A 14,555-nucleotide genomic window follows, 5' to 3' on the forward strand; every position below is an offset into this window, starting at 1 on the left:
GCGTTCCAGTCGGCCGACCAGGCGGCGATCTTGGCGGAGAGACCCTTGTTGATCGCGTCGATCGTCAGGTCCCAGGCCTTCTTCACACCGGGGTTGGTCTCGACGACCACGTTCGCGCCGTCGTAGATGCCGACCGGCTGCTGGCCGAGGACGGAGCGGTACATGACCGTCGGGCCGTCCATCCACGAGGAGCCCTTGATGTTGGCGGCCTTGAACTTCACACCCGTGGCGATGTAGTCCTCCCACGTCGGCCACAGCTTCGTCACCGCGTCACGGTCGGTGGGCAGACCCGCCTTCTCGAAGATGTCGCGGCGGTAGCACATCGCCATACCGCCCACGTCGGTGCCCAGGCCGATGACCTCACCCGAAGCGGCCGAACCCTGCTGCCACTTCCACGCCGGCCACTGCGCCTTGATCTCCGCCGCGCCGTAGTCGTTCCAGTTGTAGAACTTGCCCGGGTTCGCGGTGAACTGACCCGCCCAACCCTCCTCGATCGCCTCGATGTCAGCCGCACCCGTGTTGGTGGCGAGGTGAGCGGCGAGGTTCTTGTGGTGATCCTCGGCCTTGGTGATCCGCTCCGTGATCTCCACGTTCGGGTTGAGCTGCTGGTACTCCTTGTACAGGTCCTTGTAACCGAACTCGCCGAACGTGGCGATCGTCAGCTTGACCTTGCCACCCGGCTTGGCCGGGTCGTCGCTACCGCCGCAAGCGGCGGTGGTCAGCGCGAGCGCGGCCGCGAGCAGCGGCGCCGCCACGACGGTGAACCGCCGGCGGGAAAACGCGGAACGCATGGACTGTCCTCCAGGGCAGGGGTACGGACGTTTTACTACAGATGTGCTGGTCACGTTTTGTTGATCTTCCGGAGAGCGCTCCCTGTGAGAGCGCTCTACCGGTGTGGTCTATGACACTCGTCGCCACGTTCCCGTATGTCAAGTCGCCGTTGCTGTCTCGTTACAAATGGCACACCCGACCAACAGCGGACTGGTGCGCTGGCTGGAGCGGTCGAACCGGATTTTCTGGAAGCGCTCCAACCGTTCCGCCGCTGCTAAGTGACCTTGAAGAACCGTTCTTGAGATGGGCCCGGTGACCCTGCGTACCGACCGAAGTCGATCACCAAAAGCCATCTTCGCAGCATGCGCGCGTTAACGCCGGATTTCGTCCCGGTTACCGACGGTCGCGTAGAGCGATCAATTTATACCCACCATTGACAGATTCGCCGCCGAGGACGATCCTTCCTCAGAGAGCGCTCCCTCAGTTCATTTGTCCGACTTGGTGTCCTTTCCGCACTGAGTCGGAGCATGCAGCGACATGTCGCCTAGATGTGGCGCTGCCGCGCCGGCGGCAGCGCCACCCGGCGACAGCCGGAGCCACCGCTCCCCAGCACCGGCTCCGGTCGACGCCGCATGTCGAACTGGCCGCCGCCGTGGCCATCAGCCCGTGGCCACGGCGGCAACACCGGATCCCGCGGGGGCGTGGTCCCCGCGGTTCTCGAGCCATCCGTCAGGAGATGTCATGACATCCGTCCCGACCGCGGCCCCGCCGCGATCGATCGCCGTCAGGCGCCGTTGGGCCCTGGCCCTAGGCATCGTCGGGGCCGTCCTCGCCTCGTACGTCGCGGTGCAGGCGACCTCGGCAAACGCTGCCGACCCGCTCATCTCGCAGGGCAAGACCGCCACCGCCTCGTCGACCGAGAACATCGCGTTCCCGGCCTCCAACGTCGTCGACGGCGACAACGTCACCCGCTGGTCCAGCGCCTTCTCGGACCCGCAGTGGGTCCAGATCGACCTGGGCGCCACCGCCACCATCAGCCAGGTCATCCTGCGCTGGGAGCCCGCGTACGCGACCGCGTACCAGATCCAGGTGTCGAGCTCGGCGACCGGGCCGTGGACCAACATCTACAGCACCACCACCAGCACCGGCGGCGTGCAGACGCTGACCGTGTCCGGCTCCGGCCGCTACGTCCGGATGAACGGCACGGCCCGCGCCACCGCCTACGGCTACTCCCTCTACGAGTTCCAGGTCTACGGCATCATCGGCGGCGGCTCCGGCTGCGGCACGTCCAACGCCGCCCTGGGCAAGCCGTCCTCGGCCTCGTCGGCGGAGGCCGCGTTCGCCGCGGCCAACGCGTTCGACGGCAACACCGGCACCCGCTGGTCCAGCGCCTTCGCCGACCCGCAGTGGATCCAGGTCGACCTGGGCGCCGTCACCACGATCTGCAAGGTCACCCTGAACTGGGAACCCGCGTACGCGACCGCGTACCAGATCCAGGTGTCGAACTCGGCGACCGGGCCGTGGACCAACATCTACAGCACCACCACCAGCACCGGCGGCGTGCAGAACCTCACCGTCAGCGGCTCGGGCCGCTACGTGCGGATGAACGGCACCGCGCGGGCGACCCAGTGGGGCTACTCGCTGTGGGAGTTCCAGGTGTTCACCACCACCGCCCCGCCGAGCAGCCCGCCGCCGACCTCGCCGTCGCCGTCGCCGTCGCCGTCGCCGTCCCCGTCGACCTCGCCCAGCCCGAACCCGGGCGGTGACGTGCTGCTGTCGTACAACAAGCCGGGCTTCGCCTCGACCTCCCAGGACGACGGCGCCTGCTTCCAGTGCACCCCCGCCCGCGCGTTCGACCTCGACCCGGCCTCGCGCTGGGCCACCAGCGCCACCACCGGCTGGGTCGACCCGGGCTGGATCTACGTCGACCTGAGCGCCACCGCCCAGATCCACAAGGTCGTGCTGCAGTGGGACCCGGCCTTCGCGGTCGCCTACCAGCTACAGACCTCCAACGACGCGACCAACTGGACGACGATCTACAGCACCACCACCAACACCGGGTTCAAGCAGACGCTGACCGTCAACGGCACCGGCCGCTACGTGCGGATGTACGGCACGCAGCGCTCCAACGGCTACGGCTACTCGCTCTACGAGTTCCAGGTGTACGGCACCGGCGGCGCGCCCAACACGCCCCCGGCCCAGCCGCCGAACCCGACGTTCCCGGCCACGCACCTGATCTTCGCCGACGAGTTCAACGGCGCCGCGGGCACCAAGCCCGACGCGTCCAAGTGGACCATCGACACCGGCACCGGCCAGAACGCCGAGCAGCAGTACTACACGAACAACAACAACGCGAACATGAACGGCGCCGGCTCGCTGGTGATCGAGGCGCGCCGTGAGGCCGTCGGCGGCATGCAGTACACCAGCCACCGCATGAACACCGGCGGCAAGTTCACGTTCCAGTACGGCCGGGTCGAGGCCCGGGTGAAGGTGCCCAAGGGCAACGGCTTCTGGCCCGCGTTCTGGATGATGGGCGCCGACTTCCTCACCGGGCGGCCGTGGCCGTACAACGGCGAGATCGACATCATGGAGATCCTGGGCAAGGACACCACCCGCAGCTACACCACCCTGCACGCGCCCGCGTACAACGGTGGTGGCGGCTACGGCTTCGAGAAGATCTGGGGCATCGACCTGTCCGCGGACTACCACGTGTACGCCGCGCAGTGGGACAGCAACGGCATCCGGTTCTTCGTCGACAGCACCGAGGTGTTCTACGCCAGCAAGGCGACGGTGGAGTCGACCCGCGGTCCGTGGGTGTACGACCACCCGTTCTACCTGATCGTCAACCTCGCCGTGGGCGGGGACTGGCCGGGCAACCCCGACGCGAGCACCCCGTTCCCGTCGCAGATGCTCATCGACTACGTCCGCGTCTACAACTAGCACCCGAGCTCGGACGGGGTGCGTCGTTGAGCGGACGGCGCACCCCGATCCGCCCGAGTTCGGCCGGCAGGTGGGCCCTGCTGCCCCGCAGGACCCACCTGCCCTCTGCGAGAGCTCGTCCCCAACCTCGCAGGGGGCGTACCCGAAACCGCCTGTCATTCGGTTTCCGGCCGCCGGCACGGCCCGTCCCCGAGGCAGCTGCCTCAACCACGGCCGTGCTCGAAACCTACCGCGCGGGCGCTCGCCCTCGCGGCCACCGGTCGGCTGATCACGCACCACCAAGACGGCACCGTCCGGGGCGGCACCCCTCTCCCGCCCCGGACGGTGCACCAACGCTATGCCGACCCGCGACGGACCAGCCGAGGATGGAAGATCACCGAACGCGCCCGCGACTCAGGCTGGCTGATCCGCGCCAGCAGCAGCCGGGCCATCTCCGCTGCCATCTCCTCCAGCGGCTGGTGCACCGTGGTCAGTTGCGGACGACACTGCAGCGCCGCGACGCTGTTGTCGAAGCCGACCACCGCCACGTCCTCCGGCACGCGTCGCCCCAGGTCGCGCAGCGCCTGCAGCGCCCCCTCGGCCATCAGGTCGTTGGCCACGAACAGGCCGTCGATGTCCGGGTGCGCGGCCAACAGCTCGCGGGTGGCGTTCTCGCCGCTGGCGCGGGTGAAGTCACCGACCGCCGAGGGAACGTACGGGTATCCGTGCACGGCCAGGGCGGCCCGGAAGCCGTTGAGCCGGTCCTGCGCCGAGGGCATGTCCAGCGGGCCGGAGACCGTGCCCAGCCGGTGTCGGCCGATGCCGAGCAGGTGCTCGGCGGCGAGCTTCGCTCCGACCTGCTGCTCCACGTCCACGTAACTCATCGGCAGCGGCTGGCCCGGCCGGGCCGACAGCACCGCCGGGATGTTGAGGTCGCACAGTTGTCGCGGCAGCGGGTCGGCGTTGTGGCTGGAGATCAGCAGCACCCCGTCGACGTGCCCCTGCCGCAGGTAGCGCACCACGTGGGCCTGCGCGGTCCACTCCGCGGGCATGATCACCAGGTGGATGCCCTCCGGGCGCAGCACCTCCAGCGCCCCGGCGGTGATCCGGCCGAGAAACGGGTCGGTGAAGATCCGGTTCAGGAACGGGTCGGCGGTGTCACGGTCGTCCGCTTCGGACACGACGAGGGCGACCGAGTCGGTGCGTCGGGTCACCAGCGAGCGCGCGGCGAGGTTGGGCACGTAGCCGGTCGCCTCTATGGCCTGCTGCACGACCTGGCGCAGCTCGGGATCCACGGTGGCCACGCCGTTGATGACGCGGGAGACCGTGGAGCGGGAGACACCCGCCCGTTCGGCGACCTGCTCCAACGTTGGGGAACGCTGGTCGGCCCGTTTGCTTGTCATGCCGTCATTTATACCAGTCTTTTCGGTGAGCGCTCTCCCATGGTCGTTTCGAAAATCCAAGCAGCTCAACAATGTTGTGGCCGGAAACAAACACCCGTCAACCAAACCAGTTAACCTTGATCCAATACGGATCACCCCCGGCGGTTGGGGTGGTATTGCCCATCGATGGGCGATAGGTCGGGAAACGCAGCTATGGCAGGGGTTTCTCGAGATCGCGGGCACGGCCCGGCACAGCCCGGTAGGCAATGCGCCACCGGGCGGCAGCACCCCAGCTCAGCGCAGCATCAGACGGCGAGGAACAGCCCGTCCAGACTGGCCAGGACATGGCGTCGGGGCGCGGCCGGGATCGGTTGCAGGCACGGGACGCCGACCGTCGTACATCCGGCGGCCTCGGCAGCCGCCAGACCAGCCAGCGAATCCTCCACCGCCACGCACCGCGCCGGGTCGACCCCGAGCAGCCGCGCCGCCGTGAGGTACGGCAACGGGTCCGGCTTGTGCCGGGCCACGTCGTCGGCGGTGACCGTCACCGCGAAGTGCCCGCGTCCCAACACCTCCAGCACCCGCTCCGTGTCCGCCCGGCCCGACGAGGTAACCAGCGCCGTCGGCACGCCCGCGGCCGACAGCAGCTCCAGCAGCCGCCGCGCACCCGGCCGCAGCTCGATGCCCGCCTGCTCGATCCGCCGGGCCACCGTCGCCTCCAGCAGCAGCGCGAGCTCCTCGGGCGGATACCGGTAGGCCACCGCCCCGCCGAGCACCGCCACGATCGTCGCCACCGACCCACCGACGATCCGGTGGTCCGCCACCGCCGCGCCGCCCAGCTCCGCCACCAGCTCGTGGATCGCCAGCACCCACTGCCGCTCGGTGTCGACCAGCGTGCCGTCCATGTCCAGCAGCACCGCGTCGTATGCGCCGAGGTCGAACAGGACGTCCGGGGTGGTCATCGCGCCGCTGCCAGGGCGAACGTGCCGAGCACCGCGCAGTGGTCGGAGGTCCACTCGTTGCCCGCGTGGTCCGGCATCGGCGCGGGCTCGCCGACCAGCACGGTACGCACGTCCAGCGGGCGCAGCGGGCCCGCCGCGTGGATGAAGTCGATCCGGTCCTGTGGCTCCGGCGTGCCGACCTGCCCCTCGTGCCACAGGTTGATCGGCGACCAAGTGTGGCCGGGCTCGGCCACCGGATCGGGATGCACCATCCGGTACGCGTCGTACAGGCCCGCGTCGGTGACCGCGACGCTCACCGGCCACGGCAGCTGCGGCCAGTCCAGATGCGACGGGGTGTTGAAGTCGCCCAGCAGCAGCACCGGCAACCCCGGTTCGGCCAGCGCGGGCGCCAGCTCGGCCAGGATCTGCCGGATCTGCTCCGGTCGCCCCGACTCCGCCTCACGCGCCAGCACCTGCTCGGCCGACATCCCCGCCAGCACGTCGTACGGGCCGTACGGGGTGTAGTTGAGGTGCGCGCTCCAGACCACGACATCGGTCTCGGGCAGCCGCAGTCGGGCGCCCACGCCCCACATCTCGTCGTCGCCGTAGCGCTCCACGATCGGGTGCGGCGAGATGATGCCGCAGCTGCCGCCCTGGTGGTGTTGCCAGCCCAGCTCCTCGGCCAACTCCCGGGCGGCCGAACCGATGGTCTCCTGCAGGCCGACCACGTCGGGCGCCAGCTCGCGCAGGAACCGCAGCTGCTTGGGCCGGGCGTCGTCGACGCAGTTGCCCGCCAGCCACAGATTCCACGTCAGCACTCGCACAGGGTCCTCCACCAGGGGCTCGAATGATCCAGTGCATCATTCAGTAACCGATTACCGAAATCAAGCCACCTACCGCCACCCCCGCCCGGCGTCGGGAGGGTGCAGTTTCGGGGAAATCGCAGGAATCTTGACCCGAATTCGCGCAGTTTCCCCGCACCTGTGCGCTCGGAAAGCGGGCGAGCGCGGTGGCGCGGGCGCCAGCGTGAGGGGCTGGGCCGCGCGGCGTGGCAGGGCGCGTTTGGAAGGGCCCCTTCTTCTACGGAAAGCGATAAGAAGGGGCCCTTCCTTTCGTCGGGTGGGGCGGTGGGGGTGGGGGTCAGGGTTTGGCGAGGCGGGCGAGGAGGCGGGTGATGATGTCCCAGGACTGGTCGTCGTCGGCGTTGCCCGAGTGCGGCCGCCGGAACCGGGCCACGTCCGCCGCCAGGTCGGACACATCCCGGCGGATCCGGTAGAGCTCCAGCATCGCCGGGTCCGGCAATAGGCCCGACCAGCACGGACGCAACCTGATTTCGGCGCGGAAGGTGGCACGGACACTCGGTGGTCGCATCAATACACTGTGGACAGCTCGGATTCATTGGAGGACACGGATGCGCGCAATCACTGCCGTCGTCGCGCTCGTCGCGGTGGTCGCGCTGCCGAGTCCGGCGGCCGCCGCCACGTCGGACGTCACCTGCCACTACACCGTCAACTCGTATCCGTACGGGTTCGTCGCGTCGATCGACATCGTCAACGGCGGGCCGCGCGTCGACGGCTGGGCACTGCGCTGGACCGTGCCCGAGGGCACCGAGTTGGGCAACGTCTGGTCGGCTCGGATGACCCAGCCGACACCGCTGGAGATGACCGCGACCAACCTGGTGTGGAACGGCAGCATCGCCTCCGGCACCCGGGTCTCGTTCGGCTGGACCGCCCGCGCCACGACGGCCACCGTCCCGACCGACATCACCCTCAACGGCACGCCCTGCTGACACCGGCGTTACGCTGCCTCGATGTCCCCATCTCGACCACTGCTCTTCCTTGACGTCGACGGGCCGCTGCTCCCATTCGGAACGCCTCCCGCCGGTGTCCCCGGTGTCGTGGCCCACGGCGGGAACCCGCTGCTGGGCAGGCTCGATCCGGACCACGGCAACCGGCTGCGGGAGCTGCCGTGCGACCTGGTCTGGGCCACCACCTGGGGCGCGGACGCCAACGAGGAGATCGCCCCACGGCTGGGCCTGCCCGCACTGCCCGTCGTCGCGTGGCCGGACTGGGACGAGACCGATCATCGGCTGCACTGGAAGACACGCACGCTGGTCGGCTGGGCCGACGGGCGGCCGTTCGGATGGGTCGACGACGAGATCGGCAACGCCGACCGGCGCTGGGTGGCCACCCACCATCCCGGACCCGCGCTCCTGCGCCGGGTCGACCCGGCGCGCGGCCTGACCGGCGCCGACTTCGCCGCGATCAGGACCTGGCTGGAGAAGACACGTGATGGCGTACCCGGACGGCACGGTGCGCCAGCAGTTCAACCTCTGCCTGCGGGCCCGGCTGCTCGGCGGCGTGATCACGACGTCGGACGAGTCGCCGCAGGTCGCCTGGCTCAGCCGTGCCGAACTGGCGGGACTGCCGGTACACCCCTCGATCAGGCTGCGGCTGGAGCACGGCTACGCCGACCGGGCCGAGCCTTACGTCGGCTGAGCCAGCCGGTCGCGTACCCGGTCGGCTTGGGGCAAGCCCAGGTCGGTGTAGACGGCCAGGGCGCGGGTCCAGTGGTCGTGGGCCGCGGACCGGTCGCCGGACGCGTCCAGGGCCGCGGCCATGCCGTCAAGGGCGCGGGCGTGCTCGCAGCGGTCGCCGGTGCGGGCCGTGACCGCGAGCGCGGCCCGGTGCCGCTCCAACGCGTCGGCGGGGCGGGCCAGGTCGAGCAGCGTCTCGCCGAGCGCGTTCAGGGTCTCGGTCTCCAGGCCGCGATCACCGGTGCGGCGGGCCAGGTCGAGGGCCTGTTCGAGCTGCTGGTGGGCACGGGCCGGGCGGCCGAGCACGCGGTACGCCGCGCCAAGGGTCGCCCGCGCGCTGCCCATACCCGCCGGGTCACCCGCGTCGCGGCAGTGCACCAGCGCCCGCCGCAGCGGCGCCAGGGCCTCCTTGACCCGCCCGAGCTGCAGCAGCGTCGCCCCGAGGTTGCCCAGTGCGTACCCTTCCAGCCGCGCGTCCCCGACCTGTGCGAACAGTCCTGCCGCGCGGCGGTGGTGGGCCAGCGCGCGGACCGGTCGGCCCAGGCGCCGGTACAGCGAGCCCCGGTTGAGCAGCTGCGACGCCTCGCCGTGCCGGTCACCGGTCGTCCGGTACACGGCCAGGGCCTGCCGCAGGCAGTCCAGGGCGGGACCGTAGGCGCCTAGCCGTTCGTGGACCATGGCCAGCCGCGCCAGCGCCCGCCCCTGACCGGAGGCGTCCGCGATGGCCTGGAAGCCGTCGGCAGCAGCCTGGAAGTGGGTACGGGCGTCGGCATAGGAGCCCAGCCACCACTGCACGTTGGCGAGGTTGATCAGCGCGGCCGGGTGCTCCGTGGTCCGTACCGCCGCGGTGTGCACGGCCAGGGCGTCCTGATGATGTCCGCCCACCTCGAAGTATCGCCACAGCAGCGTGGACAGGGCGGCCGCGACGTCGCCGCGCTCGGCTCGGGCGGCGTGCAGCGCCAGCGAGACCAGGTCCGGGCGTTGCCGGTCGAGCCACCGCTGCGCCTGACGTGGCTCGGCCGGCGGCGCGACCCACGTCGACGCGTCCGGCGTCGCCACGCTCTGCCCGCTGTCATGCGGGAACAGCACGTCGCGGGCGGCAGCGGCAGCCGCGACGGTGTGCGCGTAGAGCCGGTCGACGGCCTCGCCCCGTGCCTTGGGGTCGAGCGCGGCGGCCAGGTCGGCCGCGTAGGCGCGCAGCAGGTCGTGCATCCGGTAGCGGCCCGGTCCGACCGCCTCGACCAGGTGCGCGCGGGCCAGGCGGCGCAGCGGGCCGCCTGCGGCGTCGACGTCGACCGCAGCGAGCGCGGCCAGGGTGTACCGGTCGAACTGCGCTCCCGGGTACAGCCCGAGCAGCGTGAACGCCTGTGTCACCGGTTCGGGCAGCTGCCGTAGCGACCACGAGAACACCGCGCGGACCTCGGTACGCGGGTCGCCGGTGGCGTCGAGCAGATCGGGGACGCCCGCCCCGGCGGGCAGCTCAGCGACCAGACCGGCAAGGCTGCGTCCAGGTTGGGCGACGGCTACCTCGGCGGCCACCCGCAGCGCCAGCGGCAGGCGGCCGCAGCGGCGAGCCAGTTCGGCGACCGCGCCCGGCTCGGCGGCGGCCCGCGCGCCCAGCAGCGTGCCGAGCAGTGCGGCGGCCTCCGCGCGGGAGAGGACGTCCAGGTCCACGCGGCGGGCGCCGTCGCGGGCGACCAGACCGGCCAACCCGTCGCGGCTGGTCACCACGACCACCGCCGGTGGGCTGCCGGGCAGCAGCGGACGAACCTGCTCGGCCTCGTACGCGTTGTCGAGCAGCACCAGCATCCGGCGTCCGGCCAACAGGGTGCGGTAGAGGGCGGCTCGACCCGGCAGGTCGGCCGGGATGCCTGTCGTGTCGACACCGAGACCGCGCAGCAGGGTGGCCAGGGCGTCGGCCGGGGAGACCGGCCGGTCCGGGTCGTACCCACGCAGGTCCAGGTAGAGCTGGCCGTCGGGGAAGCGATCCCTGGTGCCGTGTGCCCAGTGGACGGCCAGGGCGGTCTTGCCGATCCCGGCCGTGCCGCAGATCGCCGAGACGGTGACCTGGTGGGTGTCGAGGGCTGCGAGCTGCGCTGTTCGGCCGGTGAACCCGGGCACGTCGGCGGGCAGCTGCCGGGGCACGGACGGGTGATTGTCGACTACCGGCGCGGAAGTCGGTGGGCGGGCGGACTGACGACGTTGTTCCTCGACCCGGTCCCGGGCCGTGGCCAGTGCTCCCTGCTCGGCGGGGGTGGCGCCGAGCAGACGCACCAGGTCGTCGAAGCGGTCGGTCGGCGGCAGCACCCGGCCGGACAGGTACTCGCCGATGATGCCGCGTGACCAGCCGGTGGCGGCGGCCAGCTCGCGATAGGACAGCGGCGGACCGCCGCGCAGGCGGGCGTGGCGGCGGCGCAGCTCGCGCAGCACTCGGGCCAACTCCGCCAGAGTCCGCACCCGGTCAGGGGTGGTCGCGTGCCCGTGTCCGGCGGGGTCCAGCGGACCGGTCGAACGCCCCACCCGCACATCGATGGCCATGATGCGCCCCAGCATGCGGGTCAGCGGTGTTCGTTGTCCATGTCAATCCCGCCGGCCAGCACCAGCAGCCGGCAACAGCGGCGCGACGAGGGACGCGGCGGCGGGGTATGGCGACGATCGCTCGGGCGATGTCGCCGACCGGGCCTGCGCGGGCAAAGCCGCGCCCGTACACTGGGCCGCCCAGCGATCTTCCCCTCAGCAGGAGGTACTCGAGAGATGATCTCCGCGATCGTCGCTGCCGCCGTTGCCCTCGTGTTCACCATGGTCTGCACGCCGGTCGCTGCTCGCGGTCTATCCCGGCTGCGGGCCGGTCAGCCGATCCGTGACATCAATCCGGCCGCGCATCAGGCCAAACGGGGCACTCCGACCATGGGCGGCTTGGTCTTCATCGTCGGCACCGTGCTGGCGTACATGGCGGGCCACCTCGTGATGAACGTGCTGCCGGAGGCACAGATCGTCCCGCCCGCTCCTACGATCACCGGTTTCGTGCTGCTCGGGTTGATGGTGTTCTGCGGCGGCATCGGTTTTCTCGATGACTTCCTGAAGGTCACGAAGAAGAACACGGCGGGTCTGAGCGGGCGCTGGAAGCTGGCGATGCAACTGGTGGTCGGCACGGGATTCGGCCTGGTGGCACTGGGCTTTCCGAGTACGGCCGGTCGGTCGGTGACCAGCCCGCGGCTGTCGTTCGTCCGCGAGATCAGCTGGCTGAACGTCGGCCAGGTCGGTGCGGTGGTCGTCATCATCGCGGTGGTCTTGGCGGCCACGAACGCCGTCAACCTGACTGACGGGCTGGACGGCCTGGCTACCGGAACGTCGATCGTCGTGCTTACCGCGTACGGGCTGATCTCGTTCTGGCAGTACCGGCATTGGTGTGCCGATCCAGCGGCGCAGTCGGCGCTCTGCTACGAGGCCGCGGACCCGTTGGAGACGGCGCTGGTCGCCGGTGGGGCCGTCGGTGCCCTGGTCGGCTTTCTGTGGTGGAACACGTCACCGGCGCGGATCATCATGGGCGACACCGGTTCCATGGCGCTGGGCGGGCTCATCGCCGGGCAGGCGGTGGCCACGCGGACCGTCCTACTGCTACCCGTCCTGGCCGCACTCTTCGTGACCATCACGATGTCGCGGATCATTCAGTACACGTCCTTCAAGACAACCGGCAAGCGAGTGTTCCGGATGTCGCCGCTGCACCACCATTTCGAGCTGGTGGGTTGGCATGAGGTCACCATCGTGACCCGCTTCTGGATCATCGCGGGTGCCGGCGCGGCCATCGGGCTGGGCCTGTTCTACGGCGAGTTCCTCAGTCGCCTGCCCTGACCGGAACACAGCCGGCCGCTCCCTCAGGTCGACTCGTCCCTGGCGTAGGCGACGGCATCGCTTCCGCCAGGGACGGCCGTCACATCAGAATCATCCACGCCGTTCGATCTGTGCTCGACTGCGGACGAACGCCGACTTCGCCTCGCTCGGCGCATAGGCCCACAGGATGACCACGCCGATGCTGCCGCTGTCGGCCCATACGCACATCGACGCGCTGGTGAGGACTCCGTGGTTGCCGCACTTCGCGACACCACCGAAGCTGCCGGTCGAGACGAACGAAGGGTTCTCCAACTCGCCCTCGGTGACGTTGTCCCACAACCACTGCGCCTCCTGCGCCGGTGACCCGAGCTTCGGCGAGGTGGCGGCGAAGAAGGTGAGCTTCCGCGCGGACGGGTCCTCGAAATTGCCGTAGCCCGCGGACACCCACTTCGCCTGGGGGTACCGCTGCCGCATGCCGGGGAGGTCCTCGGGTCGCTTCGGGGACTTGGGCAGACCACCCAAAGTCGACGGCACCCTAAGGATGATCTTAGGAGCTGCCCTGGTGGGCGATGGCTTCACAGACGGTGACGGCTTCGCGGACGGCGCCGCCGGGGCCGTCGCCGACGGCGACTCGGACACAGACGCCGACGCCAGCGGCGTGCCCCACGCCGTCGGCGTGGTGTCCGAGGAGGTCTCGTCGCCGGCTGACAGCGCATAGGCCGCGCCGATACTCCCGACAGCGAGCACGCCGACCATGGCCAGGAGTGGCCACAGCAGTCGCCGCGACTTCACGGTGGGAGTCATCGGCTCGTCGCCGGGTGCAGCCGGATACTCGTTCATGCCTTCTCTTTTCACCGCAGTTCCGGGATACGCGACCAACCGCCCTGTCGCTGCCAGGAGCCGCAGTCTCAGACGGGAGGCCGCGTAGAGGCTATGGGAGATGGCGGCTCTACGTCGACTAGGCTAATTCGGATATAGCGGCGATATCATGATCAGAAAGCCGGCGAACCTGAAGGCATCGATACTGTTAGCGCCCGGTCTCCGCGACGTACTCGGCGAAGATTCCGTTCAGGATGCACCTCACGTTCTCGGCCTGTTCGTCAGTCTCGCCCAGGGTGTCGGCGCAGATGGCGAGCGTCTTCCAGAGCGCCCAACCGCGCCCGCGCGCCCACGTCGGCCCGTCCACGGACAGCCGCTGCCGAAACACCTGCCGCCCCTCGGTGGTCAGCAGCGTCCACGCGATCGCCAGGTCACAGGCCGGATCGCCGACGCCGCACGTGCCGAAGTCGATGACGGCGGCCAGTTTCCCGCCGGCAAGGAGCAGATTGCCCTGGGCGACGTCGCCGTGGAACCAGGTCCGCACGCCGTCCCAGGGGGCGTTCAGCGCGTTCTCCCAGATCTCACGGGCCAGGTCGACGTCGACGTGGCCGTCCAGCTTCGCGAGCGCCCTCTGGGCCAGCCCGTCGTAGGTGCGCAGCGTGCCGCCTCGGAACCAGTTGTGCGTGCCGGGAAGTGGGCCGTCGGTGGGGTCGACGTGCCGCAGTGCGGACAGGAACTCGGCCAGGTCGCTGGCGAACCGGACCGGGTCGGCGATGCGGGCCGCGCTCGCGGGTTCGCCGTCGAGCCAGGCATGGATCGACCACGGGTACGGATAGCCCTCGCCGGGTTCGCCCTTCGCCAACGGGACGGGGATCGGCAGCGGGAGTCGGGAGGCGAACTCCGGCAGCCACCGGTGCTCCTTGTCGACCGCCAGGGCGTACTCGGCCGCGCTGGGCAGCCGTACGGACATCTCCGAGCCCAGGTGGAAGGTCAGGTTGTCCCAGCCTCCGGCGGCCACCGGCCGAACCGGCAGATCGGCCCACTGCGGGAACTGGTCGGCGACCAGCCGACGCACGAGCTGCGCCTCGACGGCGATGCGTTGCGGCGCGGGACCGAGCTGTGGTGTGTCGCTCAACGGAACGTCCTTGTCCGGGTCTTCGATAGGTGGGACCACAGTGCTTCCGAGGGGCTCTTCGCGGGTCACCTGCCGACCGGAAGGACGTCGCAGATGGCGGTCACTTCGCCAGCCTGACAAATCAGTGGCTACCCGAGCCAGCGATTATCGGATGGAGACGCGATCATCTCGATGCGCCCGGCTCGCGACCTACCGCCGTCGCGGGCCAATCGCAGCGCAAC

General features: G+C 70.1%; 13 protein-coding genes and 1 pseudogene. 6 read left to right on the forward strand and 8 right to left on the reverse strand.

What is annotated here, in order from left to right:
* Window positions 1-791, reverse strand: a 791-nt coding sequence (locus KUA19_RS32030) for an ABC transporter substrate-binding protein (protein ID WP_217402071.1), incomplete at its 3' end; no start/stop codon positions are given.
* Window positions 792-1,512: 721 nt separating this feature from the next.
* Between KUA19_RS32030 and KUA19_RS32035 the strand changes: the two genes are divergently transcribed.
* Window positions 1,513-3,711, forward strand: coding sequence for a discoidin domain-containing protein (locus KUA19_RS32035; protein ID WP_217402073.1), 2,199 nt, complete (start codon window positions 1,513-1,515; stop codon window positions 3,709-3,711).
* Between the two features lie 335 nt (window positions 3,712-4,046).
* Here the strand turns inward: KUA19_RS32035 and KUA19_RS32040 are convergent, their stop codons facing one another.
* The 4 genes from KUA19_RS32040 to KUA19_RS32055 all read right to left on the reverse strand — a co-directional run bounded on the left by KUA19_RS32040 (window position 4,047) and on the right by KUA19_RS32055 (window position 7,384).
* Window positions 4,047-5,093 (reverse strand): LacI family DNA-binding transcriptional regulator, encoded by a 1,047-nt coding sequence (locus KUA19_RS32040; protein ID WP_217402075.1) that lies wholly within the window; start codon window positions 5,091-5,093, stop codon window positions 4,047-4,049.
* A 284-nt stretch (window positions 5,094-5,377) separates the two neighbouring features.
* A complete protein-coding gene (locus KUA19_RS32045) occupies window positions 5,378-6,034 on the reverse strand; it encodes an HAD family hydrolase (RefSeq protein ID WP_217402076.1) in 657 nt (218 codons plus the stop codon).
* The gene (locus KUA19_RS32050) at window positions 6,031-6,831 is read right to left on the reverse strand and encodes an endonuclease/exonuclease/phosphatase family protein (protein ID WP_217402078.1); all 801 of its coding nucleotides are present in this window, start codon (window positions 6,829-6,831) and stop codon (window positions 6,031-6,033) included. The genes KUA19_RS32045 and KUA19_RS32050 overlap by 4 nt, the downstream gene beginning before the upstream one ends.
* A 322-nt stretch (window positions 6,832-7,153) precedes the next feature.
* A complete protein-coding gene (locus tag KUA19_RS32055; protein WP_217402080.1) occupies window positions 7,154-7,384 on the reverse strand; it encodes a hypothetical protein in 231 nt (76 codons plus the stop codon).
* Window positions 7,385-7,424: 40 nt separating this feature from the next.
* On the opposite strand from KUA19_RS32055, the gene KUA19_RS32060 reads away from it, so the two are divergent.
* The 3 genes and pseudogenes from KUA19_RS32060 (at window position 7,425) to KUA19_RS32070 (ending at window position 8,511) form a co-directional block, all read left to right on the forward strand.
* Entirely contained in the window at window positions 7,425-7,802 is a 378-nt protein-coding gene (locus KUA19_RS32060) for a cellulose binding domain-containing protein (protein ID WP_217402081.1), read from the forward strand.
* 21 nt (window positions 7,803-7,823) lie between these two features.
* Window positions 7,824-8,297, forward strand: a pseudogene (locus KUA19_RS32065) (HAD domain-containing protein); the annotation flags it as partial.
* Window positions 8,298-8,304: 7 nt separating this feature from the next.
* Window positions 8,305-8,511 (forward strand): hypothetical protein, encoded by a 207-nt coding sequence (locus KUA19_RS32070; RefSeq protein ID WP_217402083.1) that lies wholly within the window; start codon window positions 8,305-8,307, stop codon window positions 8,509-8,511.
* Here the strand turns inward: KUA19_RS32070 and KUA19_RS32075 are convergent.
* Window positions 8,499-11,087 carry an ATP-binding protein gene (locus KUA19_RS32075; protein ID WP_217402085.1) on the reverse strand — a complete coding sequence of 863 codons (2,589 nt, stop codon included), beginning with the start codon at window positions 11,085-11,087 and terminating at the stop codon, window positions 8,499-8,501. The genes KUA19_RS32070 and KUA19_RS32075 overlap by 13 nt on opposite strands.
* Before the next feature lie 216 nt (window positions 11,088-11,303).
* Between KUA19_RS32075 and mraY the strand changes: the two genes are divergently transcribed.
* A complete protein-coding gene (mraY, locus tag KUA19_RS32080) occupies window positions 11,304-12,401 on the forward strand; it encodes a phospho-N-acetylmuramoyl-pentapeptide-transferase (protein WP_217402291.1) in 1,098 nt (365 codons plus the stop codon).
* Between the two features lie 90 nt (window positions 12,402-12,491).
* Here mraY and KUA19_RS32085 read toward each other — a convergent pair whose 3' ends face one another.
* Window positions 12,492-12,854, reverse strand: a complete 363-nt coding sequence (locus KUA19_RS32085) for a hypothetical protein (RefSeq protein ID WP_217402087.1) — start codon at window positions 12,852-12,854, stop codon at window positions 12,492-12,494.
* Between the two features lie 88 nt (window positions 12,855-12,942).
* Here KUA19_RS32085 and KUA19_RS32090 point away from each other — a divergent pair, with 88 nt between their 5' ends.
* A complete protein-coding gene (locus tag KUA19_RS32090) occupies window positions 12,943-13,098 on the forward strand; it encodes a hypothetical protein (protein WP_217402089.1) in 156 nt (51 codons plus the stop codon).
* A gap of 309 nt (window positions 13,099-13,407) precedes the next feature.
* Here the strand turns inward: KUA19_RS32090 and KUA19_RS32095 are convergent, their stop codons facing one another.
* Window positions 13,408-14,334, reverse strand: coding sequence for an aminoglycoside phosphotransferase family protein (locus KUA19_RS32095; RefSeq protein WP_217402091.1), 927 nt, complete (start codon window positions 14,332-14,334; stop codon window positions 13,408-13,410).
* Window positions 14,335-14,555 lie beyond the last annotated feature (221 nt).

This window comes from Catellatospora tritici (assembly GCF_019083965.1).
Taxonomy (GTDB): domain Bacteria; phylum Actinomycetota; class Actinomycetes; order Mycobacteriales; family Micromonosporaceae; genus Catellatospora; species Catellatospora tritici.